Consider the following 25,385-nt stretch of genomic DNA (forward strand, 5'->3'; position numbering starts at 1 on the left):
GGAGAGGGAGCGCGGGCCCGGGACGCACGAGCCGGGACCGCCGCCCGGGACCGCCGCCCGGGATCGCCCCCCCCCCGGGACAGGAACAGGACAGGAACAGGAGAGGGACAGGAGGGTGACAGGGAAAGGCGCGGATGACGGACGGGGTTCCCGCCGTCCGTGCTCCACCGCCCCCGGCACCGCACGCGCAGAGACCGGTCCGGAGGGGACCGGCCGCGCGGGCCTCAGCCGCCCGTGGGCCGGACGGTGTTCATGATCTTCTTGATGTCGTCGGCGGACAGCGCATCGGGCACGCCCTGGTCCGCGTAGATCACCCAGCCGTGCATGGTGCCGTCGGGGAGCTTCTGCGCGATGCTGTGCACGACGGCCTTCGGCGGCACGCACGCGCTGGGCCGGTTGGTGACGGTGACCTGGGCGGTCGCCGTGTAGCCCTCGATGCCGCCGTGCTTCCACGGCTTCGCCCGGCTGACCTCGATCTTGGGCTTGTGGTCCTTCCCGCCGTACGCGGCGAAGCCCCAGTTGCCGGCCCAGTTGCGGGCGTTCTCCTGGAGGGAGCCTTCCTTGCCGCCGCCGGTGGTACCGACGGTGGCGAGCTGCCCCTTGCCCGCCTGGCCGATGGCATCGGGGTTGGGGTGGGAGCTGCAGCCGCCCTCGCGGTAGTCGGCCGCCGCGGTCATGACGACGATCGGCTTGCCGTCCTTGTCCGTGTAGGAGAGGGCCGTCCCCTTGTCCAGGACCTTCCACTTCTCGGCCTTGGCGGGCACGTCGTAGCGGAAGTGGTGCTTCTGCGAGGTCTGGGTCTGCCAGCCCTCGACCATCGGCTCGTCGCCCCCGGGAGCCGCCGGCTCGGACGGCTGCGAGGCGCCCTCCGAGGGGCTCTTCGAGGCGGCGGCGGACTCCTTGTCACTGCCTTTGCCGGTGTCGTCGTTGCACCCGCTCAACGCGACGGCCAGTCCTATGCCGAGGGCCGCGACCAGGGTCCTCTTCCTCCGGTGGACCGGTGCCGCCGGGGCAGGCTGCGGATGCTGAGCGGTGTGCTGCGGAGCTTTTGACTGATGCATGATCAAAACCATAGGTGAACCGCGCCGCTGCTCCGGCACCGGACGGACCTCCCTTACGAGACGCATACCGGCCCGTGACACGGCGCGCAAAACCGTCCCCCGACAAGGACGCCGACCCCGAGCGACCGCATGACCCGCCGGATTCCGGAACCCGGTACGGAACACCGGGCCGGCGGACCGCGGAGAGGGCAGACGGACGGGCGCCGACAGCGCCAACGGTCGGCGCACGGCCCCTCGTCACCGCTGTCCGCAGCCGTTTTGGATCGCCTCCGGATACTCACTACGATCTGGCGATGATCACCAGAAGACGGCTCGTGACCGGGGCGTGCGCCCTGCTCATGGCCCTGCCCCTCGGGCTCCTCCCGACCGGCACCGCGAGCGCCGAGCCCGCGTCGGACGAGAACGCCCCCAAAGTCGAGTTGACGCTCGACGTCAGCGGCTCCATGCGGAAGCGCGACATCGACGGCCGGTCCCGGATGGCCGCGGCCAAGCAGGCGTTCAACGAAGTCATCGACGCGGTACCGGACGAAGTCCAGCTCGGTATCCGGACGCTGGGTGCCCGCTACCGCGGTGACGACCGGAAGGTCGGCTGCAAGGACACCCACCAGCTCTACCGGGTCGGCCCGCTGGACCGCACCGAGGCCAAGACCTCCGTGGCGACGCTCGCGCCCACCGGCTGGACGCCCATCGGCCCGGCGCTGCGCGCCGCGGCGGACGACCTCGAGGGCGGTGAGGGTTCCCGCCGCATCGTCCTCATCACCGACGGCGAGGACACCTGCGCACCGCTCGACCCCTGCGTGGTGGCACGCGAGATCGCCGCGAAGGGCATCCACCTGACCGTCGACACGCTCGGCCTGGTCCCCGATGCCAAGACCCGCGAACAGCTCAGCTGCATCGCGGAGGCCACCGGAGGCACCTACACCTCCGTCCGGCACACCGAGGAACTCACCGACCGCGTGAACCAGTTGGTCGACCGCACGGCCGACCCCGTCGCCGTCCCCGAGGCGACTGAAGGCGCCCGGACCTGCTCCCGGGCACCGAAGCTGCGCCCGGGCCTGTACAGCGACCGCGAGAAGTTCGGTCAGCACCGCTTCTACCGGGTCGAGGTCCCGCCCGGCAAGGAGCTGCGCGCCTCGGTGAGCATCGGCGCCGACCGGGCCGTCCACAACGACTACGGCGTTCTGCTCCGCGCCGTCACGGTCCACGGCCGGGAGATCGTCCGCGGTTCCGAGGCCGGCGACGGGCGCACCGACCTGATATCCACCGGCCTGCGCTATCCCAAGGCACCCGCCGACGAGGACGAGGCACCTCCGGAGACCGTGTGCCTCCAGGTCAGCAACTCCTTCTCGGCGCCCGCCTCGGTCAAGACCGAGCCCGGTCTGCCCCTGGAGCTGACCGTCGACCTGGTGGAGAGCCCGCGCGAGGCGGCCGACGTCGCCTCCTTCGGCCTGGGCCGCGGCTGGTGGATGCTGGGCGTCCTCACGCTCTCCGGTCTGCTGGCCGGACTGCTGTGGGGCTGGCTCTCCCGCTGGCGCAACCCCGTCAGGAGGGGCAACTGATGCGTATCATCCGCACCCTGGCGAGCGCGGCGCTGACCTGCGCAGCCCTCTTCGCGGGAACGGTCGGCGCGGCGGCGGACACCGCCTCGCCCGACGCCGAGGACAGCAAGTCCGGGCCGACCCGGGCCGGTACGGGCTTCCGGGATGCCACAGCGGTCCCGCCGGGCCGCTCGGCCACCGCGAACGCGTCCAGCGGCGATTACCTGTACTGGGTCTTCCCCCTCGACACCGGGCAGCGCGCCACCTTCAAGGCCGAGGTGGAGCTGCCCGAGCAGTCCGCCCGGCACGGCGACTCGACCTGGCGCATCGACGTGTACGACGGACTGCGCCGCCGGCAGCCCTGCATGTACGGGATGCAGAGCAGGGTGGCCACCGATGACAGCGCGTCCGTCGAGCTGTCCTGCACCCTGCGCCCGGTGCGGTCGCTGGACGATCCGTGGTCGGCGCACCCGCTGCCGGGCAGTTACTACCTGCGACTGACCGCCGCGGACGCCCCCGAGAAGGACCTCGGCCTGCCGGTACGGGCGCAGGTCGAGGCCGTCGCCAAGGACGCCGGCGGCGCGCACGCGGTCGACGGGGCCCTGTCCACCCCCCTGACCCCGGGAGTCTCCGCGGGAGACGGGAAGCACGCCGAAGAGCCCGAGGACGGCGAGGACGGCGAGGACGGCGCGAGCCCCGACGCGCAGCAGGCTCCGGCGGCCGTCGAGCCGGAGGACGGCTGGTCCTCCGGCCGCTGGTCCGACCGCTGGATCTGGACCGTCGCGGGAGGCGTCCTGGCCGCCCTCGGCACCCTCGGCGGCTACGTCCTCGCCCGCGGTCCGGGACGCCCCTCCCGGACACCACCGCGCGCCTGACCGAGCGGGCACGGTACGTGGCCCGGGACACGGCGGACGCACCCGCCCGCCGTCCGGACCACGTACCGTACGGCGCCCGGGGCCGCACCCCGCCCCGGGCGCCGCATGGCTGCCCGCCCGGCACGGCGTCACCAAGCCGTTGGCGGGTCCGCAAGGCCCGGTTGCCGCGACCGGGTTGCTCGTTAGGGTGATACGTGGCGGCCGGTCCCGGTCTGCCCTCCGGGGGCGCGAGCGCGGGGGACGCATCCGGTAGGGCGCGGGCCGACGGGCACGCGGCGGAGTCGTTCGGCCGGGAGCGGGTGCCCGTCGGGCGGTTGCGGTCGCCGAGGGAGGGGCCGGGCCCCGCGGGGCCGGTGACGACAGGCCGGGCACGACCGGGCCGACAGGGTGGGGGCGACGATGCATCAGCTGGACGGAACAGGCCCGGCCTTCGGCCCGGCCGGGTACGGGACCGCCGGGTCCGGAGTCCCGCTCGGTCCGGCCGCGCGGGCTGCGGAGGCCGACGGGCCGGGCCGTGTCGGCGGGCGGCGGGGTGCGGTCCGTACGGGGCCCGGTCCCCGCCGCGCGGCGGAGTGCGGCGCGGCGGGGAGGCACGTCGCTGCCGCGGGCCGGCCCAGCGCGGTGGGCGGGTGACCGGGCGGGCGGCGCCCGCGGTGCTGGCTCCCCCGCTGCGCGCGTCGTTCGGGCCGGCCGCGGCTCTCGCCGCACTGCTGGTCGCCGTGCTCGGGGTCCGGTACGCCGGGGACAGCGAGGCCGGCAGGGTGGAGGCGCGGATCCGGGCGGTGGCCGAGGGGGCGGGGCCGCCGTGGCGGCAGCTCGCCGTGGCCACGGACTTCCTGGGAGAGCCCGCGGGGGCGGCGATGCTGGTCGCGGCCGCGGTGACGAGCTGCCTGCTGGTCCGGTGGTTTCGCGCGGCGGTGCTCACGGTGGTCGGCACGGGCCTGGCCGTGGGGGCGACGACGCTGCTCAAGCACCTGGTGGGGCGCACCATCAACGGCGGGTATCTGTCCTACCCGAGCGGGCACACCGCCTTCGCCACCGCACTGGCCCTGGCCGTGGCGCTGCCTGCGGTCGGCCGGTTCGGTCCCGGCAGGGCGGTCGGCACGCTCCTGGTGTTCGCCGCGGCACTGATCGGCGGTGCCGCCATGGGCTGGGCACAGGTGGCCCTGGGGGCGCACTACCCGACCGATGCCCTCGGCGGCTGGTGCACCGCGCTGGCGGTGACACCGGTGACCGCCCGGCTGATCGACCGTGCGGCCGACCGACGGGTCGGCCGCACGGACCGGGCCGCGCTGCCGGAGCGGCACTGACGCTACGTCAGGCCGACCGCCGGAACACGGGCCGCACGGGCCGCCCGCCCAGCCAAGGGGTGGGATCGGCGGCGTCGAGCGCCTTCCGGTACACCGCGCAGGCCCGGGCCACCACCTCGACGGTGCGGTCGATGTCGGCCTCGTCGAGCGCGCTGCTCACCACGAACGACGGGGCCAGCACTCCGCCGGCGAGCAGGTGGCGCAGGAAGAGGGTGCGGTACTGCTGCGAGGGCTGCCGGTTCTCGTCCAGGGTGGCGAACACCAGGTTGCTGGCCCGGCCCCGGAGGACGAGGTGGTCGCCGACGCCCGCGCTCGCGGCGGCCTCCCGGACACCGGCGGCCAGCCGCTCGCCGAGGACGTGCAGCCGTGCGGTGATGCCTTCCTCGACGTAGGTGGTCAGCACGGCCTGCGCGGCGGACAGGGCATGCGTCTCCGCACCGTGCGTGGTGGACAGCAGGAACACCCGGTCGCCGGGGTGCCGCAGTCCGCCACGCTCCATCAGCTCGCGGCGCCCGGCCAGCGCGGAGACGGCGAATCCGTTGCCCAGCGCCTTGCCGAACGTGGAGAGGTCGGGGACCACGCCGTACAGGCCCTGGGCGCCCGCCTCGGACCAGCGGAAGCCGGTGATCATCTCGTCGAAGACCAGTACGCAGCCGTGCCGGTCGGCCAGTTCGCGCAGACCGGCGAGGTATCCGGGCGGGGGCTCGGTGTGGGAGGCGGGTTCGAGGACCAGGCAGGCGATCTCGTCCCGGTACCGGGTGAGCAGTTCCTGGGTGGCGGCCAGGTCCCCGTAGGGGAACGTCACCGTGAGGTCGGCGGTCGCCGCCGGGACCCCGGCGGACATCGGCGTGGTGCCGATGAACCAGTCGTCGACGGAGAAGAACGGATGGTCGCCGCAGAGGGCCACCCGCGGGCGTCCGGTGGCGGCGCGGGCGAGGCGCACCGCGGCCGTGGTGGCGTCGGAGCCGTTCTTGGCGAACTTCACCATCTCGGCGGTCGGCACCGTGGCCAGGAAGCGCTCCGCCGCTTCGACCTCCACGACGGACGGCCGGACGAAGTTGCTCCCGCGGTCGAGTTCCCGCCGTACCGCCTCCAGCACACGCGGATGCGCGTGACCGAGGCTGACCGAACGCAGGCCGGAGCCGTACTCGATGTAGCGGTTGCCGTCCAGGTCCCACACATGGGCACCGTGGCCGTGACTGATGACCGGGGCGAGGTCGGCGGGGTACTGGTCGTCGCCCTTGGCGTAGGTGTGTGCACCGCCGGGGATCAGGGCGTGCAGCCGCTCGTTCGCCGCCCGCGACCGGGGGAGGCTGAACTCCCCGCTGTCTGCTGTGGCTCGGGCGGTCGCGGCCGCGGCCGCGCTGTCGGAACGTTCGGGGCTTTCGGTGTCCATGTCGGCCTCACCTCTCCATGTGCTTCAGGACGTCGGCGAGGCTCGGCGCCTCCCGGTCCCGCCGGGACATCGAGGTGACCGGCAGCGGCCAGCCGATGGCCAGCTCCGGATCGTCGGAGGCGATCGTCACGTCCTCCGCCGGATCGTGCGGGCGGTCGATCCGGTAGGAGGTGTCGGCGGTGTCGCTCAGCGCCTGGAAGCCGTGGGCGCAGCCCGCCGGGATGTACAGGGTCGCCTGCGTCTCGCCGGACAGCTCGAAGGTGGCCACGTTGCGGTGGGTCGGCGAGTGTGGCCGCAGGTCCACGACGACGTCGAAGATCTGCCCGTACGAGCACCGGACCAGCTTGGCCTCGCCCCTGCCGGAACGCAGGTGCAGGCCGCGCAGCACGCCCCGCACCGAGCGGGACACGCTGTCCTGGACGAAGGCGTCCGGGTCGAGGCCCACCGAGCGGATCACGTCGGCGTCGAAGGTGCGGCAGAAGAACCCGCGTTCGTCGGCGTACGGCGTCGGCTCGAACAGGTATGCGCCGGCGATCGCCGGGACGTGGGTCGCCTTCATGGAGTCTCCTGCCGGGTGCGGATGTGCGGGTGGTCGTGCGCCGGGAACAGGGCGGCCGTCAAGGCGCCGAACTGGTCCCGGAGTTGCCGGGTGGTGAGCCGGTTGCGTTCGGCGAGGGTCTGGCGCAGCTCGGCCGACCGCTTCTCCAGCGCGCGGAACTGCTCCAGCAGCCGGTCGGCGTCGACCTCGCGGGCCGGGTGGCAGTACGCGTCCAGTCCCATCCGTGCCATGAGCGCGTCGCTCTTGGCCGCATAGCTGAGGGCGAGCGTCGGGGTGCCGGCCTTCAGCGCGCAGACCAGGTTGTGGTAGCGGGTCGCCACCACGGTGCCGGCCGCCGCCGTCTCCCTCATGAGGTCGGCCAGCGAGGTCGTCTCGGCGGCGCCGACCAGCGGCGAGTCCACGGCTTCGAGGATCGCGTCGACCACGCGGGCGTCGCACTCGTCGCCGGTGAGCAGCCGGACCGGCCTGCCCTCCTGGACCAGCGTGCGCACGAACCGGGTCGTGCCGTCGAGGTAGCGACGGTGGATCTCCTCGGCACGGGCGCGGTCGTCGTCGCCGCCGTGGAAGTCCATGACGCCGACGCAGACCAGTCCGGGCCGGCCGGAGTCCCGCCCGGCCGGTGGTGCGGGCAGGGCGAACGCGAGGTCCGGGTGGACCGCGTCGCGCGCGGTGTCCACACCCATCTCCCGCATCGCGTCACGGGACAGGTCGTCCCGGTACGACCGGTAGGCCGCCAGCCGCGCGGACCAGCGCACCAGGGCCCGGGTCGCCCGGTCGCCGATCGCGGCGGCACCGACGCCCACGAGCGCGACCCGGGTGCCGAACAGCCGGCCGGACGCACAGAGCAGGAAGAGCGCATACGGGAAGCCCCACGGCCGCAGCGGCAGCGTGGCCTCCAGAACGCCCATGCCCGGCACGATCACCACGTCGTGCCGGCGCACCCAGGCGGCCGTGCGGACCGCGTCGACGAGCTTGCCCAGTCCCTTGCCCGCGATCGAGGCCACCCGGGACGCGGTCCGGTACTCCCCGCGGTACCAGTGCAGCCGCGTCGCGGGAATCCCGTACCGGGCCGCGACGGCCTCGGGCCCGCCGCACAGCGCGTCCACGACCGCCTCCGGATGCTCGGCGCGCAGGTAGCCGAGCACGGCCTCCAGCGATCCGTCGTTGCCCAGGTTGCCGGAGCCGAGCAGTCCGAAGACTCCGACGCGTACGGGAGTTCTCATGTCCGTCGCCCCTCGCGGCCCGCGACGAGGTCGTCGACGGAGACGGTGAGCGCGGCCGGGTCGGCCGGGGCACGGTCCTCGACCCGCTCGCCGGCGCCGGGACGGACCCGGCTGGTCATCCACGCGGCCAGGTGGCGGTAGCACGCGCGCCGGTCGGCCGTGGACAGCGGCGCCCGCCGAATCGCCGAGGCGAATCCCCAGACGTACTCGGCGAGCAGCCGCGGCGTCGGGTGCAGCGGGCCCGCCCGCCGCGGGTCCAGGTTGACGCACCGGGAGCGCTTGCCGGGGTTGGCGCGCTCGGCGCGGGTGGGATGGTCGCGGCGGAAGTACAAGAGCTCCGGCACCTGGTGGAAGGGCCCGTGCAGGACGATCTCGGCGACGAACGTCCGGTCCGCGTGGTGGTAGCTGTCGTGCGGCTTCACGCGGCGCAGCATGTCGGCGCGCATCACCCCGTAGAAGTCGTCGCCACCGGGCTCGAACAGGAAGCTGCGGAAGCGCTCGGGCGCGTGCGGGGAAGCGGTGGCCAGCCCGTACTCGTAGGGGACCTTGAGCTGCCCTTCGCCGTCGATGACCGCCTGGCCGGAGTGCGCGAGGACCACGTCAGGCCGCGCGTCCAGCGCCTCCACACAACGGCGCAGCAGGTCACGGGCGTAGAGGTCGTCGTGCGAGGCCCACTTGAACAGCTCGCCGCGGCACTGGGTGAAGACGTGGTTGTGGTTCGGCGCGGCACCGATGTTCCGGCGCAGCCGGAGGTAGCGGATGCGGGGGTCCCGCGCGGCGTACGTGCGGCAGATGTCCTCGGTCCCGTCGGTCGAGGCATTGTCGGAGACGACCAGTTCGAAGTCCTCGTAGGTCTGGCCGAGCAGCGCGTCGAGCGCCTCGGCGAGGTACTCCTCGCCGTTGTACACGGGCAGGCCGATGCTCAGCCGGGGATGCGCTTTCATGGCGTCCTCACTTCGCGGATGGGGTGGTGGTGGCGCTCGCGCAGGGCGGACCGGAGCTGCAGCCACCACACAGCCGAGCCCAGGAGGGTCGCGGCGGCCACGCCCCAGGCGGAGCCGACCGTGCCGGCCGCGGCTGCCCCGCCGAGCCCGCCGCCGACATAGCAGGCGGAGGCGACCAGTTGGCTGCGCAGGCTGCGCCGGGCGGCGGCGAGCGCGCGCAGCCCGGCGGCCGCACCGGTGCCGAGGCCGGCGCCCGCGACGCCGAGCGTGGCCGGCACGATGAGCTCCGCGGCGGAGTGCCAGACGTCGCCGAGCACCAGCGCACCGACCCGGTCCGGCAGGAGCAGCAGCGCCCCGCCCCACAGCAGCGCGGCGGCGGCCTGCCCGCCGCCCAGCAGCAGGCAGAACGGGCCCAGCCGGTGCGGGGCCCGTCGCAGCACCCGTGCCGCCTCCGCGACGGTGACCAGCGAGAGCCCCATCAGCACGGCGAGGAACGGGCCGAGCAGGAGTTCGGCGCCCCGGATCACGCCCACCGCGCCGACCCCGGCGATCGCGCCGAGCCCGTATGCCCGCAGTTGGCTCGCGCCGCTGACGCAGGTGTTCTCGACCAGGTACCGGTAGCCCAGGTCGCGGTGCTCACGCAGCCACGCGCGCACTCCGGTGAGCCGGGGCAGGATGCCGGACTGGAGGCAGCCGTAGGCGGCGGCCACCGCGGCGGACGCGCCCCAGGCGAGCACGAAGGCGGCGACGCTGCCCACGCGGGCCGCGCACACCATGGCCGGGACGAGCGCGACGCCCCACACGAGGTCGTTGACGAACGCCTTCCGTCCGGTGCCCGCCGCGAAGAACGCGTACCGCCAGGCGTCCTGCAGCAGCAGCCCCGGCAGCAGCGCGCCGAGGCAGGCGAACGCGGACCCCACCTGCCCGCCGAGCGCCGGTCCGAGTGCCAGGCACGCCGCACCGACGGCGGCGCCGACGCCGAGTGCGGTTCCCGAAGCGCGGGCCACGGCGCCGCGCCAGGATGCCTCCGGCACGCCGCTGAAGCGCACCACGAGCGGGTCGGTGGCCATGCCGCGGGAGATGCTGAGCACCACGCCGTAGGTCACCCAGGCCAGGCTGAACGCGCCGAACGCGGCCAGCCCGAGCGAGCGCGCCACATAGACGCCCACCGCGAAGTTGGTCATGCTGGAGGCCGCCTGGTCGGCCAGCCCCCAGGAGAGCCGGCCGACCACGGCCCGCCGGGCGGCCGGCCCGGAGCGCCCGGCCGGAGCCGGCGGCGCTGTGCGCTCCCCCTCGGTGCTCATCGGCGTCATGCCTTGATCAGCCCTGCCTTGTGCAGGGCGTCGGCTGCGACGGCGACGGTGTCGAACGGCAGCCCGGACCGCTCGGCGATGTCCAGCAGGCTGTGCTCGCCCTCGGAGAGGCTGAGCACCCAGAGCATGGCGAGTTGGGCCTGCTTCGCGTCGCTGCGGCCGCCGAGCGACTCGTACAGCCCGCGGCGGCCCAGTTGCGGTTCGCCGTAGGGGCTGAGGTTGACGTAGCGCCGGTTGCGGTCCAGCACGGCGAACGCCTCCCGGCAGACGGCGAGTGTGTCGGCCATCGCCTCCGGGGCGACGAAGTCCAGGTTGTCCGCCGAGGTGTGGTACTCGGGGTATCCGGCGTACGGGGTCCGGCAGAGCGAGCCCACGCCGAGGTCGAACCCGGGTGAGCAGAACTGCCGCTCGTCGTAGCCGTAGGGAGTGAACTCCGTGATCCGGTGGGGGCGTTCGGAGCCGCGCAGCACGTGCCGCAGCACCCGGTCGATCTCCGCGTCCCCGCGCCTGCTCTGCTTGTACGTCAGTCCGCCCCGGTCGCCCGCGCAGGCGAGCACCAGCCCGTGCTCGACCCGTCCCCCGGCTCCCGGTTCCGCCCGTGCCGCGGACGCCCCTTGCACCCGGTCCGCGTTGCGGGCCAGCCAGGTGATCGCGCCGATGGTGCCGGGGGCGAACAGGAACCGGTAGGTGTACCACGGCGTGCGCTCCGCCAGCGCGCGGGCCAGGTAGGTCGCCACCGCGATGCCGGCCAGGTTGTCGTTGGCCAGCGACGGGTGGCACACGTGGCAGGAGACCAGCACCTCGTCGGCGACCTGCCCGGGGACGACGTGCTCGGCGTAGGTGAGGTGGCCGTCGGTGAGCGCGGAGTCGATGCGCACCTCGTACGTGCCCTCCGGCAGCGCGTCCAAGGTCTCCTGGGCCAGGCAGAACCCCCATTCGGGCGCGTAGTAGCTGGTGCGGTAGGGCACCCAGGACGGATGGTCGGGCAGGGTGTGCAGGTGCGCGCGCAGTTCGGCCAGCGGCATGGTCGCCGACACCGGCACGCTGTAGCCGAGCACGTGCAGGCTGGAGTCGGCGAAGTCGACGACCCGGCGGCCCGTGCTGTCGGCGATGTACGCCTCCCGGATGTTCCACTCCTGCGGCACCGTCCAGTCCAGCACCCGGGTGCCGGTCGGCACCTCGTGCACCTGCAGCGGGAGATACTCGCCGACGATCTCCAGGGTGGCGCGCACTCCGTCGCCGGTGATGCTCCGGCAGAGCGGGTACAGCCGCTCCACCAGGGCGTACATCGCGTCGCCGACGGCGGTCACCGGCGCCTCCGCAGGGTCTCGTCGACGGCTCCGGCCTCGGACGCGGCACGCAGCACGGCCAGCCGGGTGAAGCGGTGTTCGAAGTCCTCCCGGGTCAGGCCGTGCTCCCGGTAGGCGTCGGCGAGTTCGAGCGCGCCCTGTTTCACGGTCCATGCGCACTCGAAGCCGGGGACCGCGGCGCGGAACCGGGAGAAGTCCACCCGGTAGGACCGGGGGTCGGCACCGGTCTCCCCGGTGATCACCACACGCGAGCCGGGCACCGCGGCGGCGACCTCCTCGGCGATCTCGGCGACCGTGACATTGTTGATCTCGCTGCCGATGTTGAAGGCCCGGTCGTGCACCGCCTCCCGCGGCGCGGTCAGCGCCGCCGCGAAAGCCCGTGCGATGTCGGCTGCGTGCACCAGCGGGCGCCAGGGCGTGCCGTCGGAGAGCACCAGCACCTCGCCGGACAGCAGCGCGTGGCCCACGAGGTTGTTCAGCACGATGTCGGCGCGCAGCCGGGGCGAGTAGCCGAAGGCGGTGGCGTTGCGCATGTACACCGGGCTGAAGTCGCCGTCGGCCAGCGCGTGCAGGTCGTCCTCCACCCGCACCTTGGACTCCGCGTACGGGGTCACCGGGCGCAGCGGGGCGTCCTCGGCCACCAGTTCGCCGCCCCCGGCGGCGCCGTAGACGGAGCAGGTCGACGCGTACAGGAAGCGTCGCACCCCCGCCTCGCGGGCCAGGCGGGCCAGCCGCACCGAAGCGCGGTGGTTGATGTCGTAGGTCAGCTCCGGCGCCAGCGCGCCCAGCGGGTCGTTGGACAGCGCGGCCAGGTGGATCACCGCGTCGAACCCCGCCACGTGTGCGGCCGTGACGTCGCGCAGGTCGGCCTCTCCCCCGGCTCCCGGCGGGTCGGCGGGGGGCGGCCCCAGCACGCAGTCGGCGAACAGGCCGGCGTCGAGGCCGACGACGTCGTGCCCGGCCTCGGCGAGGACCGGGGCCATCACGGTGCCCAGATAGCCCTGGTGTCCGGTCAGCAGCACGCGCATGGTTCAGTCCCCCAGGTCGAGAGTGAGTTTGGTGACGGCGAACGCCTCCGCGTAGCGCGCGTGGCATTCGACACCGCGGATCCGCGCGAGCCCGAGGAAGGCTTCGCGGTCGTACCAGGGACGGTGCCGCTGCGAGGGGTAGTGCTCCTGCAGCAGCCGCACCTTCTGTTCGGCGTGCTCCGGCGACAGCGGTTGGTAGGCCGCCGGACGGCCGAGGTCGCCGTCCCACTTGACGATCTCGTAGCCGAGCACGAGGTGGTCGCGGAACGCGGTGGTCATCAGCTTCGCCAGGCAGCGGTGGTCCTGGTGTGCGTCGTCGGTGCGCGGTGCCAGCACGAGGTCCGGGTCGGTCTCCGCGCGCAGTTCCTCGACCGCGGCCTTGGCCTCGTCCCACCGCGACGGGAGCCGGCCGTCCGGCAGCTTGAGCACGGTCAGCCGCAGATCGGCGCCCGGGCAGAAGGCGGCGAGCGCGGCCCGTTCCTCCTGCTCCCGCTCGCTGCCACCGCCGGAGAGCACCAGCGCGTCGACCCGGATGCCCGGCCGCGCCCGGCACATCGCCAGCAGGGTGCCGCCGGCTCCGATGGCGATGTCGTCGCAGTGCGCGCCCACCGCGGCGATCCGCTCCAGTCGCCCGGCGCCGAGCCGGATCACGCGCCGACTCCGGCGCCGTCCCTGCTGCCGGACGTGCACGCGCCCGCTCCCGCACCGTCCCGTTCCCACACGGCCCACGGGCGGTCGCCCCGGGCGTAGGCGGCATCGAGCGCGGCCCGCTCCTTGACGGTGTCGGTCGGCTTCCAGAAGCCGCGGTGCTGGTGGGCCACCAGCCGGCCCTGCTTGGCCAGTCCGGCGCATCCGTCGGCGACCAGGTCGCCGTTCTCCGGTATGTGGTCGAAGACCTCCTGGCGGAGCACGAAGTAGCCGCCGTTCTCCCACAGCGGCAGTTCGCTCACCGCGGTGATGCCCCCGACCAGCCCGTCCTCGCCCAGGTCCACGCAGTGGAACGAGGACTGCGGCGGCACCACCATCATCGACGCACCGGCGTCGCGCCGCGCGAACCGCTCGATCATCTGCGGCAGCGGAGCATCGGTGAGCACGTCGGCATAGTTGGCCAGGAACATCTCGTCGCCGTCCAAGTGCTCGCGTACCCGGCGCAGCCGCTCCCCGATCGGCGATTCGATGCCGGTCTGCGCGAACGTGATCGTCCAGTCGGCGATGTCGGTGGACAGCAGTTCGGTCCGCCCGTTGCGGAGCACGAAGTCGTTGGAGGTGGTCTCCTCGTAGGTGAGGAAGAAGTTCTTGATGTGGTGCGCCCCGTAGCCGAGGCACAGGATGAACTCCGTGTGCCCGTAGTGCGCGTAGTAGCGCATGACGTGCCAGATCAGCGGCCGCGGGCCGACCATCGCCATCGGTTTGGGGATGTCGTCGGACGCTCCGCTGCGCATCCGCAGCCCGTAACCGCCGCAGAACAGTACGACCTTCATGATGCGACCTCGACGATGCTCAGTTCCGGGATGGGAAAGACCAGCCGGCCGCCCCAGGCGTGCACGTAGGAGAGCTGCTCGACCAGTTCGGTGCGCAGGTTCCAGGGGAGGACCAGCACGTAGTCCGGCCGGTCGGTGCTGATCTGCTCGGGCGGCAGGATCGGGATCCGGGTGCCCGGGGTGAATCTGCCGTGCTTGTAGGGGTTGCGGTCGACCGTGTACGGGAGCAGGTCGGGCCGGATTCCGCAGTGGTTGAGCAGGGTGTTGCCCTTGCCGGGGGCGCCGTAGCCGACGACCGTCTCACCGCGCTCGGCCGCCTCGATCAGGAACCGCAGCAGATCCCGGCGCACCTTCGCCACCCGCGCGGAGAACTCGGTGTAGCCGGTCAGTTCCTGCAGCCCGGCGGCCTTCTCCCGGTCCAGCACCTCGGCCACCCGCGGGGTCGGCTCCCCGGCGGCGCCGGTCGGCCGGGCCCACAGCCGGATGGAGCCGCCGTGTGTGGGCAGCAGTTCGACGTCCACGAGCGCCAGTCCGCCGGCGGCCAGCGCCCGGGTCGCGGAAGCGACCGTGTAGTACTGGAAGTGCTCGTGGTAGATCGTGTCGTACTGGTTCTGCTCGATCAGGGTCAGCAGGTGCTGCACCTCGATCGAGACCCAGCCGTCGTCCGCGACCAGGGCGCGCAGCCCCCGGGTGAAGCCGACCACGTCGGGGATGTGCGCGTACACGTTGTTCGCCACGACCAGGTCCGCCGGTCCGTGCTCGGCCCGGACGGCCGAACCGGTGGCCGGGTCCAGGAACTCGGTGAGTGTCGGGACGCCCGCGTCCCGCGCCGCGACGCCGACGTTCACCGACGGCTCGATGCCCAGGCAGCGGATCCCCCGGTCCACCAGGTGCCGCAGCAGGTACCCGTCGTTGCTCGCGACCTCGACCACGAAGGCGTCCTTCTCCGCGGAGTCGAGCGCGAGCTTGCGCACGGTGTCGGCGACGAACGTGCGCGCGTGCTCCACCCAGGACGTCGAGAAGGACGAGAAGTACGCGTACTGCGTGAAGGTGTCCTCCGGCGTGATCAGTGGCGGGATCTGCGCGAGCCGGCACTCGGTGCACACCCGCAGGTGCAGCGGGTACGTGGGTTCCGGCTGGTCGAGTTGGTCCGCGGCCAGGAAGCTCTCGCACGGTGGCGTCGCACCGAGGTCGACGACGCTCGCCAGCGCCTCCGAGCCGCACAGCCGGCATCGTGTCATCTGCATCTGCTGTCCCCATCCCCCCTGCGCGCGGGGCCGTCCCCGGCGCGATCCGGTGCTGACCGACCCGCGATCGCGGTGCGGTACTCCTCCACCAGGCGCTCCAGCCCGACGGCCGGGCTGAAGTCCTGCTCGTATCGGTGCCGGGCCGCTCGGCCCAGCTCCCGGTTGCGGGCCGGTCCGGCCGCGATCCGGCGGATGCAGGAGGCGAGCGAGGCCGCGTCTCCCGGCCGGTGCAGCAGCCCGCTCACCCCGTCCTCGACGAGTTCGACGAAGGCGCCGTGCCCGGCGGCGACCGCCGGGACCCCCGCCGCCATGGCCTCCACGACCACCAGGCCGAATGCCTCCAGCCACGTCGAGGGCGCCACCACCGCGACCGACCGCGCGATCGCCTGCCGGCACTGCTCCGGGTCGTACAGGCCCACGTACCGCACGTCGTCCCGGCCCGCCGCCCAGGCGCGCACCTCACCCTCCAGCGGGCCCGTTCCGGCGATCACCAGAGGCACGCCCACACCGCCCGCCGCGGCGATCCGGTCCCATGCGGTCATGAGCAGCCGTATGCCCTTGGCCTCCGCGAGCCGCCCGAGATAGAGCAGATGCTCGCCCGGGCCCGCTCGGCAGCCTCCCGGGTCGGGCACGAAGTTGTGCTTCACGGCCAGTCGCCCGGGCGGCATGCCGGCCCGCACCAGGACGTCGCGCTGCGCCGCGGAGATGCACAGGAACCGCTCGACGCCGGACCACCAGCGCCGCCGGTTGGCCGACAGACTGACCGCGAGGGGCACCGTCGCCAGCCGGGAGCCGCGGTAGCAGCCGTGCCGGACGGCGGGCAGCGGTGCCGAGCCCACGCACTCCGAGCACGGCCGTCCGTTCCGCTGCAGCGTGCCGGGCGGGCAGACCTGGGTGTAGTTGTGCAGGGTGGCGACGGCGGGCACGCCCGCGTCGGCGCAGGCGGCCAGCACCGCGGGCGACAGCAGCGGGAAGACGTTGTGGACGTGCACCACGTCCGGCCGCTCGGCGCGGAGCCGGGCGGTCAGTTCGGCGCGGACCCGCGGGTTCCACGGCACCAGCAGCGGCACCGCGGCCTTGCCCGGCAGGGAGCGGGCGGCGATGTCGTCGCTGCGCCGCTCGAAGACCTCGACGCGGTGTCCGGCCGCGCGCAGCAGCCCGACCTCCTGGTCGACGACCTTGTTCTCCCCGCTCGGCTGGGCCGAGGCGTAGCGGTTGTGCACCACGAGGACGTGCATGCTCACGTCACCTCCCGGTTCGGGTTCAGGGCGTACGGCCCGCCGCGCCGCCCGGAGGCGTCGGGCGGTGGGAGGGGTGCGGCCTCGGCGGGTGCGGCCAGCAGCGAGGCGGCGACGGCCAGATGCAGCAGATAGGGCGAGGCGTCGCCCAGCCCGGCCTCGGTGTAGGAGGCGATGGCGCAGTAGCTGATCAGGAAGAGCGCACAGGCCCTCGACAGCGACGGGGGCCGCAGCAGCGCGCCGCCGCCCAGCACGATGAAGAGCGTCGCCACGAGGGCGATCCCGGTCAGGCCCTGTTCCTGGTAGACGGCCAGCCAACTGTTGTCGATCGGGAGCCCGCCGAACGACTTGTCGCCCAACCCTGCGCCGAACAACTGCTCGACGGCCGTGCGGGGCGCCGCCAGCAGGGCGTCCCAGACCTTGGCCCGGCCGGTGAGGCTGGTGAAGTTCTCCTGGCTCTGCCCGCGCAGGAACCAGGCCCGCAGCGCGGGGCCGAACCCCACCGCGGCCACCGCTGCGCACAGCACGGTCCACACGAAGAACCGGCGCGCTGCGGCGCTGGTCAGAACGAGCGAGCCGATCGCCAGCGCCAGCCCGACGAACAGGCCGAGGGTGGCCGTCCGGGTGTGGGTCAGCGCGAGGAGGACGGCTGACGGGACGATGACCGCCGCCGCGCTGCCCTTGTCGGTCCGGCGGCCCAGCAGGAGCAGCACGGTGAGCCCGATGATCACCGCGGCGTACTGTCCGATCTGCGGCGGCGTCAGCGGCCACAGCGCGCCGACCAGCCGGCCGCCGTAGAGGTCGGGCAGGGCGGCACCCGGCGAGAGGAGCGCGCCCGCGGCCACCGACCCGAGCACCGCCAGATACATCCGGATGTGGTGTCTGACGAACGTCGAACTGCCGTCCCACCAGCGGCTGAGCAGCCACAGGGTGCCGACGAACAGCGCCAGCCGGGCGCAGCGGAACAGCGCGCCGAATCCGGATGCCGGATCGGCGCTGGAGATCACGCTCGGTACCAGCAGCAGGGTGAGCAGGAGCAGGAAGGCGCCGGGCCGGATGCGCAGCCGGGGATTGAGCACGAGTGCCAGGGCGAACGCGGCCGCCAGCGCGCCCATGGTGACCAGTTGGATGAGGGAGCGGGGCAGCGGGACGATGGTCCTCGCCCCGGCCGAGCCGAGCGTGTTGAGGACCAGCAGTCCCCAGACGACCCCGACGGTCCTCGGTGTGCGCTGCTCCATCTCACCCACCGCCCAGGGGCCGGAAGGTGCTGCCCACGTCCTGCTGGTAGGGCGCTGCCTGCCACTGACCGGGGTCGAGGACCCGGCTCGGGTCGTGGGCAACGAAGCTCCACGGTCCCAGGTAGACGTTGTCGTGCCAGCGGTTGTGCTGTTTGCGGGTGATCGCCTCGGCCACCCGGTCGCCCTGGTACGGCGACCAGTCCGGGTAGGTGCCGTAGTTGGCCAGCAGCGCCATGCGGTCGCACTTGACCGTGCACTCCACGACGGAGGTGTCCAGCACGAAGCGGTTGTCGTGGATGTCCACGCGCTGGGTCTTCCACCGGCAGTCGCTGTAGAGCGGTGGCTCGGCGATCTCCGGGCGCGTGCAGCGGTCGGTGTCCTTCACCAGCAGGGTGCAGGAACCGGTGGAGGTGTTGGCCGGACTGTTGCAGAACCGGTCGGAGTTCTCCCACAGGGTGATCCCGGACCAGTTGTTCTCCAGCACGTTCCGGGAGATCTCTATCTTGTCCGTGCGGGCCGGAATCCGCGGTTCGCCGCCGGCTTCGGACAGGTAGACGGTCGCGAACGGGAAGCTGTCGCCGCGGTCGGCGTATCTGCGGCCCTCGACCCAGTTGTTCCGCCGGATCGTGTTCTTGCGGACGACCGCGTTGTAGCTGGTCTCGTAGATCAGCGCCGCACCGTCGTTGGCCTCCAGAACGTTGTCCTCGATGCGGAAGTCGTTGTTGTTGGTGTCCGCCCACAGTCCGGCTCCGCGGTTGTCGTGCACCCAGTTGCCGCGGATGTCGGCGCCGTCGACGGCCCAGAACTTGACACCGCCGGTGCAGCCGCAGCCGGGCCGCCGCCGCTCCCAGTCGTCCCGGTTGTTGTCCGCGATCTCGTTGTCCTCGACCACCAGGCCGCTGATACCGCCGGACGCCTTGTAGGCGTTCATCCCGTACTGCCCGTTCCCGCGCAGGCAACTGGCCCGGACCCGCTGGCGGGCGCCGGCCATCAGTCCGGCGCCGGAGTTGTACTGGATCCTGGCGTGCTCGATCACCCACCCGTCGGCCGAGTCGTGGTTGACCACGCCCTCGTCGTGCGGCGCGACGAAGCCCTGCACGGTCAGGTGCCGGATGGTGACGTCGCGGGCGCTGCCGCCGAACGCGTACTGGTTGGTCTTCCGGCCGTCGAGCACCGCGCCCGGCGCACCGAGGTAGCTGTTCCCCTTCTTGGGGACGACCTGGGCGTGGCGGCCCCGCTCGAGCCGGTGCTTGCCCGGTCGGAGCCAGAAGACGGTGTTCGGGGGACTGCTCCGGGTCTTCGCGGCCAGGTCGCCGACCACCGCGGGGTCGACCGGCACCGCACCCGCGGGCGGCTTCGCCGGACCGGCCGCGGGCTCCGCACACACCCGGGCCGCGGACGGGGACGGTGCGGCGCTCGGCTCCGCCGGGGCGCCGGGCGTGCTCACACAGCCGGTCGCCGCCACCAGGGCCAGTACCGGTACCGCCACCGGTAACCCCCGGTGCCGCCGTTCGATCCCCACGCGCCCCCCTAGCCCCGGAACCTGAGTACGGTGACGAATCCCCCGGCGCTGTCGGTGAACCCGCTGCCGACCAGCGTCGTGGCGGGTTCCTTGCGCCCGAACCCGGCGGAGTACCAGCCCAGCGGCGGGTCGCACTCACCGCGATGGGCCCGCCAGGTCAGCCGCCCGGGCAGTTCGAGCTCCGCGGAGCGCTCCTCGCCCTCCCGGGCCCAGCTGAGCACGGCCCGGTTCCCGACCAGTTCCGCGGTGACCGCCGGACCGAGGTGGAACGCCAGGCGCGCGGCCCGGCGCGGTCCGCGCACCTCGTCGACCACCCGCAACTCGCGGTCCGCGGCGCTCAGCTCCACCCGGCGGCGGTGCACGGAGTGCCGGTAGCCGTCGTGCTCGGCACACCAGCGGGCCGCGCCCTCCCCGGACGCGTCCGCGACCAGGACGCGGCTGCGGGCGTGCCGGGTCCACAGGAACGGGCCACCGGAGGCGGACTGGTCGGCGCCGTCCAACTGCAGGGTGTTGTGGCCCAGGGTCGAGCGGAAGTACTGCCGCCACCGGGGCTGCCCGTGGTAGCAGTACGTCCCCGGGTCGGCGAGCACATCCACCCCGTCGTGCCGGACCTCCACGGACAGCGCGTCCGCGTGGGCGTGCGCGGCGATGGACAGGAACCCGTGCGGACCGCCGTCGCAGCGGCACCAGATCTCCCCCGGGCCGCGCAGGATGGTCATGCCCGCATCGGCGAAATGGGCAGGTCGGACGGCCGGCCGGGGCACCGCCGGTGCGGTCGGCCGGAGGAGCGCGGCCAGCAGCGGCGTGCGCACATCGGTCCCGGTCACCGCAGGCCACCAGGCGAGCCCGCCGAACACGGCGTCCCCGGTGGCCAGCAGCGAGGCCCAGCGGTCGGTGCCCGCGCCGTCCAGGACCAGCCCGTGCCCGTCGTCCGCGTCCCCCTGGCGCGGTGGCCGCAGACGGCTGTCCAGCACGGCCGCGAGTGCGTCCGTCATCCGCAGCAGCACCCGCCGGATCGAGGCGGGGACCGGCACCCCGGCGGCATCCGCCTCGGCCACCGCGGCCAGGCCGAGTTCCAGCACGAGTGCGTGGTACTCGGTGGCCGACTCGCGGTTCAGGCCGGAGGCGAAGGTGTTGCTGCGCAACTGCCGCTCCAGCGTCCGCAGCGCCTCGGCCCGCCACCGGGCGGAGGAGGGGAACCAGCCGAACGCGCAGGCCGCGGCGGACTGCCCGGCGGCTTCGGCGATGACGTGGTTGTTCGCCGACGAACCCCGGCTGGGAAAGGCGGCCAGCCAGCGCTGGTGGTGCCATATCTGGGCCAGCGCCACCGGGTTGTCCTCGAACAGTTCCGCCGCGCCCGGCCAGCCCTCCAGCAGCCGGCGGATCCAGACCCAGGAGAGCAGCCGGATGCCCAGCTCGATGCCGCTCACCCAGTGCACACCGCACAGCGGCGGGTTGGCCCGCCACCACGACCGCAGATGCCCGGCCGTCCGCTCGGCGTACCGCTCGTCGCCGGTGAGCGCGTAGGCGGCGGCGAGCACGGTGAGGTACTGGTGGCGGGAGAGTTCCCAGATCTGCTTGATGTCGCCGACGGCGTCCTCGTCCCGGTAGGGCACCTCGAAGGCGTAGCCGCGCGGAGCACGGCGCCCGGTCTTCGGGTCGTACTGCCAGTCCGGGTCGGCCAGGTCCGTGCGCTCCACCCCGAAGTACGCGGCGTGTCCCTCCAGCAGCCGGTCCGCCTCGGCGACGAGCCGCTTCGCGGCGTCCGGCGGCACCGCGGCGAGCGTCCCGGCGGGCAGCACGGCGGTGAACCGGGCGCCGGTCACCTGCGGGCAGTCCGGCGGCGCGGACCGCCAGCGCCGCCTGCGCAGGGCGTCGCCCGCCCGGCCGACGGCCTCCCCCGGTCCCATGCGGGAGAGCCGCCGCAGATACCAGCCCGCGCTCATCGTCATCGCTGCCTCGCCAGGGTCACCGGTGCGCCGCCGGCCAGCGAGGTGCGCACGGCGAGGGTGGCCGCCGTGGTGGCGGCCAGCGACTCCAGCGCCACCGGCATCGGCCCCCCGGTGCGCACCGCCCTGAGGAACGCCGCCAGTTCGGCGCGCTGGCCCTTGTCCCGGGTCCTGGACAGCCGCGGGGAGGCCCAGCGCTTGCGGCCGTGCACCGAGGCCCGCACGAAGTCGTCGAGGTGCAGCACCTTGCCGTCCGCGACGAGGTCGAGCGTCTCCTTGGGGAAGCCGGGCGAGCCGCTGGTGACGTAGCCGAGGGTGGCGGTCGACCCGTCCGGGTAGCGCAGCACCACCTGGAGGTCCTCGTTGTCGGGCGTGGCGACCGCGTACACCGAGACCGGATCGCCCCCGAGCAGCCAGCTCACCGTGTCGATGAAGTGCCCGCCCTCCCCGGCGAACCGCGAGCCCTCCGTACCCTGCCTGAGGTACCAGCTGCCGTGTTCCAGCCGGCCGGCGTTGACCAGGTAGCGGACGCTCGCCGGACCGGTCCGGGTGCCGAACCGCTTCCTGGCCTGACGCAGCAGCGGTGCGAACCGGCGGTTGAAGCCCACCTGCAGCCGGTCGTTCCCGGACTCCTCCACCGCAGCGAGCACACCGGCCAGTTCGTCCTCGGTGAGCGCCAGCGGCTTCTCCACGAAGACCGCCTTCCCGGCCAGCAGCGCCCTGCGGGTCAGTTCGGCGTGCGAGCTGTGCCGGGTGACCACGAACACCGCATCGACGGCCGGGTCGCCGAGCACGGCGTCGAGATCGGTGGTCGCCTCGGCGAAGCCGAACTTCCGCTGCGCGTTGGCGGCGGAGAGCGCCGTCGTGGTCACGACCGTCGACAGCGCGACCCCGTCCCGCCGGGCCAGGTGCGGCAGCAGCATCGACGACGCGTAGTTCCCCGCGCCGACGAACGCCACCCGCACCGGGGCGGCAGTGCTCCGGGCAGGGGTGGACGCTGCGCCGCTGCGCCGCTGCACCGCGGGCACGGCCACCTCCGGTGCCGCCGGTGCCGCCGCGTCCGCCGCAGGTCCGGCGGGGCCCGGGTACCGGAACAGCACGGCCACGGCCTTCAGGTCGCCCTCCTCCAGGCTCCGGTAGGTCTCGACGGCGTCGTCGAAGTCGGCGACGTGGGAGACGAGGGGCTCCGCGTCGACGGAGCCGCGGGCCAGGAGGTCGAGGAAGCACGCCAGGTTGCGGCGCTCGGTCCAGCGCACGTAGCCGATCGGATAGTCCCGTCCGGCGAGCTCGTACTCCGGGTCGTAGCGCCCGGGACCGTAGCTGCGGGAGAACCGGACGTCGAGTTCCTTCTCGTAGTACGCGTTCCACGGCAGGTCCAGGCGGCACTTGCCGATGTCGACGACCCGGCCGCGGTCCCGGCTCAGCCGGGCGGCCAGCTCGACGGGCTCGTTGCTGCCGCCGCCGGCGGCCAGATACACCTGGTCCACGCCGTGCCCGCCGCTGAGTTCGGCGACGGCCGCCTCCACCGCGGCGGACGCGGGATCGCCGCAGGTCACCGCGCCCAGCCGGGCACCGAGTTCGCAGCGGGCCGGGTCGGGGTCCACCCCGACGACACGGACTCCCGAGGCGGCGAGCAACTGCACCACCAACTGCCCGATCAGCCCGAGGCCGACGACCAGCGCCACGTCGCCCAACTGCGGCTCGCCGCGGCGGACGCCCTGCAGCGCGATCGCACCGACGGTCCCGAAGGCCGCGTGCCGCGGCGCGAGACCGTCCGGCACCCGGGCACAGAGGTTCTTCGGCACCCAGTTCAGCTCGGCGTGCAGCGCGTGCTCATTGCCGGCGCAGGCCACGAGGTCGCCCACCGCCACGTCGTCGATCCCTGTGCCGACCTGTTCGACCACCCCGCACAGCGAATAGCCCAGCGGCGTCCAGGAGTCCAGCTTGCCCATCACCTTGCGGTAGGTGGCGGGCACCCCGTTGGTGGCCACGCTCTGCATGACCTTGGCCACCTGGTCCGGGCGGGAGCGGGCCTTGCCCAGCATCGACATCCCGGCCTCGGAGACCTTCATCAGCTCGGTCCCGGTGGATATCAACGAGTAGGCGCTGCGGACCAGTACGCCCCCCGGCTTGCACCCCGGTACCGGCACGTCGAGCACCGTCAGCTCGCCGCTCTTGTAGTTCTGCACAACCTGTTTCACCCGAAGTCCTCTTGTCTCTACGCCGTCAGCTGAGGGTTGTGGCCGACCCCGGAGGTCGCGCCGCGGTACCAGTACTCGAGGGTCAGCACGTGCCACAGATGCTTGGCGTGGTCCTGCTGCCCGGCAGCGTCCTCGGCGACGAGCCGCGCCAGCGCGTCGCGGCGCAGGAACCCGGATTGGACGAGCACACCGTCGTGCAGCACCTCGCGCACCAGCGGCGCCAGATCGCGGCTCATCCAGGCCCGCAGCGGAGCGCTGAAGAGGCCCTTGGGCCGGTAGACGATCTCCTCGGGCAGGATCGAGGCGGCCGCCTCCTTGAGGACGGCCTTGCCCTGCCGTCCGGCGATCTTGCGCTCGCCCGGCACGGCGAACGCCGCCCTGACCACCTCGACGTCCACGTACGGCACCCGCACCTCGGTCGAGGCGGCCATGCTCGACCGGTCGGTATAGGTGAGGTTCAGGCCCGGCAGGAACATCCGCGCGTCGGCCAGGCACATGCGGTTGACGAAGTCGTCGAGTTCGTTGTCCCGGTAGACGTCCGCATGCTCGGTCAGCACGTCCTCGACCGTCCCGGCCAGGTCCGGGTCGACCAGCGCGAGCAGTTCGTCCCTGTCGTACATGGTGTAGCTGCGCCGGAACGCGGTCTCCTCCGGCAGGTCGGCGAAGGAGAGGAACCGCTTCGCGAAGCGCACCGACCGGTACCCGCGGCGGGCCGAGGCGACCGGCAGCCGGTCCACGGCCCTGGACAGACCGCGCCGCAGCGGCCGCGGAACGCGCCGGTAGCGCACCGCGAGCAGGTTGGCCAGGTGCTTGCGGTATCCGGCGAACAGCTCGTCCGCGCCCATCCCCGAGAGCAGCACCTTCACCCCGGCCTCCCGGGCGGCCGAGCAGATCAGGAAGGTGTTGATCGCGGCGGGGTCGCCGATCGGCTCGTCCAGGTGGTACGTCATCCGCGGCAGCAGATCGAGCACGTCCGGAGCGATCTCGATCTCCCGCAGGTCGACGCCGAACCGCTCGGCGACCCGCCGGGCGTGGCGCAGGTCGTCCGGCATCGCCTCGAATCTGGCGTCCTCGGCGCGGAATCCGATCGTGTAGGCGGAGATCCCGGGCCGGTCGCGGGCCGCCAGCGCGGTGAGGTAGCTGGAGTCCAGCCCGCCGGAGAGGAAGGTCGCCACGGGTACGTCGGACAGCAGGTGGCGCCGGGTCGACTCCTCGACGACGGCGGCGAGATCCGGCCGCTCCCCGGCCCGGGCGCGCTCCCGGCCCTCGGCTGCGACCTGGCGCAGGTCCCAGTACCGGCCGCGCTCCACCCGCCCGTCGGGCCGGCACCTCAGCCAGCTCCCCGGCGGCAGCTTCTCCGCCCCGCGAAGGGCACACCGTGAGTCCGGCACCCAGTAGTACAGCAGTGAGGCCACCATCGCGGCGGGGTCCACCTGCATCGACCCGCCGGTGACGGCGGCCAGGGCCTTGAGCTCGGAGGCGAACACCAGGCCCGTACCCCGCCGGAGCAGGAACAGCGGCTTGATGCCGAGCTGGTCGCGGGCGAGCACCAGCTCTCCGGTGCGCTCGTCGAAGACGCCGAAGGCGAACATGCCGCGCAGCCGGGGCAGGCAGTCCGTGCCCCAGCGCCGCCATGCCTCCAGCAGCACCTCGGTGTCGGAGGTGCCGCGGAAGCGCACCCCGTGGGCCGCCAGTTCGGCCCGCAGTTCGGGCGCGTTGTACAGCTCGCCGTTGTACGTCAGGACGAGGCCGTCCGCGGCCATCGGCTGGGCGCCGGTCCCGGACAGGTCGATGACGGCCAGCCTGCGGTGTCCCAGGTGCACTTCCCCGTCGCCGAGGGCGTGGCTGTAGCGTCCCGCACCGTCCGGGCCGCGATGGGCCAGGGTGTCGGTGAGCCGGTCGGTGACGGCCTTCCCGTCCGGCCACCGGTACGTGCCTGCGATGCCGCACAT

20 protein-coding genes are annotated in these 25,385 nt (G+C 73.3%); 3 read left to right on the forward strand and 17 right to left on the reverse strand.

Features of this window, described 5'->3' with window-relative positions; all coding sequences use genetic code 11:
- Window positions 1–224 precede the first annotated feature (224 nt).
- Complete coding sequence (locus BMX65_RS16370) at window positions 225–1,061, reverse strand: DUF8017 domain-containing protein (RefSeq protein ID WP_239502287.1); 837 nt, start codon at window positions 1,059–1,061, stop codon at window positions 225–227.
- Between the two features lie 293 nt (window positions 1,062–1,354).
- Between BMX65_RS16370 and BMX65_RS16375 the strand changes: the two genes are divergently transcribed.
- The 3 genes from BMX65_RS16375 (at window position 1,355) to BMX65_RS16385 (ending at window position 4,784) form a co-directional block, all read left to right on the forward strand.
- A complete protein-coding gene (locus tag BMX65_RS16375; protein WP_075001037.1) occupies window positions 1,355–2,620 on the forward strand; it encodes a VWA domain-containing protein in 1,266 nt (421 codons plus the stop codon).
- Window positions 2,620–3,474 (forward strand): hypothetical protein, encoded by an 855-nt coding sequence (locus BMX65_RS16380; RefSeq protein WP_075001038.1) that lies wholly within the window; start codon window positions 2,620–2,622, stop codon window positions 3,472–3,474. Before BMX65_RS16375 ends, BMX65_RS16380 begins: the two co-directional genes overlap by 1 nt.
- A 629-nt stretch (window positions 3,475–4,103) precedes the next feature.
- Window positions 4,104–4,784, forward strand: coding sequence for a phosphatase PAP2 family protein (locus BMX65_RS16385; protein WP_075001039.1), 681 nt, complete (start codon window positions 4,104–4,106; stop codon window positions 4,782–4,784).
- Between the two features lie 7 nt (window positions 4,785–4,791).
- Here the strand turns inward: BMX65_RS16385 and BMX65_RS16390 are convergent, their stop codons facing one another.
- The 16 genes from BMX65_RS16390 to asnB are packed head-to-tail and all read right to left on the reverse strand — an operon-like array spanning window position 4,792 to window position 25,385.
- Window positions 4,792–6,180 (reverse strand): glutamate-1-semialdehyde 2,1-aminomutase, encoded by a 1,389-nt coding sequence (locus tag BMX65_RS16390; protein WP_075001040.1) that lies wholly within the window; start codon window positions 6,178–6,180, stop codon window positions 4,792–4,794.
- A gap of 7 nt (window positions 6,181–6,187) precedes the next feature.
- Window positions 6,188–6,739 carry a dTDP-4-dehydrorhamnose 3,5-epimerase gene (gene rfbC, locus BMX65_RS16395; RefSeq protein WP_075001041.1) on the reverse strand — a complete coding sequence of 184 codons (552 nt, stop codon included), beginning with the start codon at window positions 6,737–6,739 and terminating at the stop codon, window positions 6,188–6,190.
- Window positions 6,736–7,962 carry a polysaccharide pyruvyl transferase family protein gene (locus BMX65_RS16400; RefSeq protein ID WP_075001042.1) on the reverse strand — a complete coding sequence of 409 codons (1,227 nt, stop codon included), beginning with the start codon at window positions 7,960–7,962 and terminating at the stop codon, window positions 6,736–6,738. The genes rfbC and BMX65_RS16400 overlap by 4 nt, the downstream gene beginning before the upstream one ends.
- A complete protein-coding gene (locus BMX65_RS16405; protein WP_075001043.1) occupies window positions 7,959–8,906 on the reverse strand; it encodes a glycosyltransferase family 2 protein in 948 nt (315 codons plus the stop codon). Before BMX65_RS16405 ends, BMX65_RS16400 begins: the two co-directional genes overlap by 4 nt.
- Window positions 8,903–10,219 carry an MATE family efflux transporter gene (locus tag BMX65_RS16410; protein WP_075001044.1) on the reverse strand — a complete coding sequence of 439 codons (1,317 nt, stop codon included), beginning with the start codon at window positions 10,217–10,219 and terminating at the stop codon, window positions 8,903–8,905. Before BMX65_RS16410 ends, BMX65_RS16405 begins: the two co-directional genes overlap by 4 nt.
- Entirely contained in the window at window positions 10,216–11,508 is a 1,293-nt protein-coding gene (locus tag BMX65_RS16415) for a DUF4910 domain-containing protein (RefSeq protein ID WP_075001314.1), read from the reverse strand. Before BMX65_RS16415 ends, BMX65_RS16410 begins: the two co-directional genes overlap by 4 nt.
- Window positions 11,509–11,525: 17 nt before the next feature.
- Window positions 11,526–12,557 (reverse strand): NAD-dependent epimerase/dehydratase family protein, encoded by a 1,032-nt coding sequence (locus BMX65_RS16420; RefSeq protein WP_075001045.1) that lies wholly within the window; start codon window positions 12,555–12,557, stop codon window positions 11,526–11,528.
- 3 nt (window positions 12,558–12,560) lie between these two features.
- Window positions 12,561–13,208, reverse strand: coding sequence for a PIG-L deacetylase family protein (locus BMX65_RS16425; protein ID WP_075001046.1), 648 nt, complete (start codon window positions 13,206–13,208; stop codon window positions 12,561–12,563).
- Window positions 13,205–14,038 carry a glycosyltransferase family protein gene (locus tag BMX65_RS16430; RefSeq protein ID WP_075001047.1) on the reverse strand — a complete coding sequence of 278 codons (834 nt, stop codon included), beginning with the start codon at window positions 14,036–14,038 and terminating at the stop codon, window positions 13,205–13,207. Before BMX65_RS16430 ends, BMX65_RS16425 begins: the two co-directional genes overlap by 4 nt.
- Window positions 14,035–15,279: a class I SAM-dependent methyltransferase gene (locus BMX65_RS16435; protein ID WP_075001315.1), complete on the reverse strand. Its 1,245-nt coding sequence runs from the start codon at window positions 15,277–15,279 to the stop codon at window positions 14,035–14,037. The genes BMX65_RS16430 and BMX65_RS16435 overlap by 4 nt, the downstream gene beginning before the upstream one ends.
- Window positions 15,276–16,523, reverse strand: a complete 1,248-nt coding sequence (locus tag BMX65_RS16440) for a glycosyltransferase (protein WP_075001048.1) — start codon at window positions 16,521–16,523, stop codon at window positions 15,276–15,278. Before BMX65_RS16440 ends, BMX65_RS16435 begins: the two co-directional genes overlap by 4 nt.
- A 2-nt stretch (window positions 16,524–16,525) precedes the next feature.
- A complete protein-coding gene (locus BMX65_RS16445; protein WP_075001049.1) occupies window positions 16,526–17,761 on the reverse strand; it encodes a hypothetical protein in 1,236 nt (411 codons plus the stop codon).
- Between the two features lies 1 nt (window position 17,762).
- Window positions 17,763–19,283, reverse strand: coding sequence for a right-handed parallel beta-helix repeat-containing protein (locus BMX65_RS16450; protein WP_075001050.1), 1,521 nt, complete (start codon window positions 19,281–19,283; stop codon window positions 17,763–17,765).
- An 8-nt stretch (window positions 19,284–19,291) separates the two neighbouring features.
- Window positions 19,292–21,235 carry an alginate lyase family protein gene (locus BMX65_RS16455; RefSeq protein WP_075001051.1) on the reverse strand — a complete coding sequence of 648 codons (1,944 nt, stop codon included), beginning with the start codon at window positions 21,233–21,235 and terminating at the stop codon, window positions 19,292–19,294.
- Window positions 21,232–23,433, reverse strand: a complete 2,202-nt coding sequence (locus BMX65_RS16460; protein ID WP_075001052.1) for a bi-domain-containing oxidoreductase — start codon at window positions 23,431–23,433, stop codon at window positions 21,232–21,234. The genes BMX65_RS16455 and BMX65_RS16460 overlap by 4 nt, the downstream gene beginning before the upstream one ends.
- A gap of 17 nt (window positions 23,434–23,450) precedes the next feature.
- Complete coding sequence (gene asnB / locus BMX65_RS16465; protein ID WP_075001053.1) at window positions 23,451–25,385, reverse strand: asparagine synthase (glutamine-hydrolyzing); 1,935 nt, start codon at window positions 25,383–25,385, stop codon at window positions 23,451–23,453.

The organism is Streptomyces qinglanensis (assembly GCF_900111245.1).
In the GTDB taxonomy this organism is placed as follows: Bacteria; Actinomycetota; Actinomycetes; order Streptomycetales; family Streptomycetaceae; genus Streptomyces; species Streptomyces qinglanensis.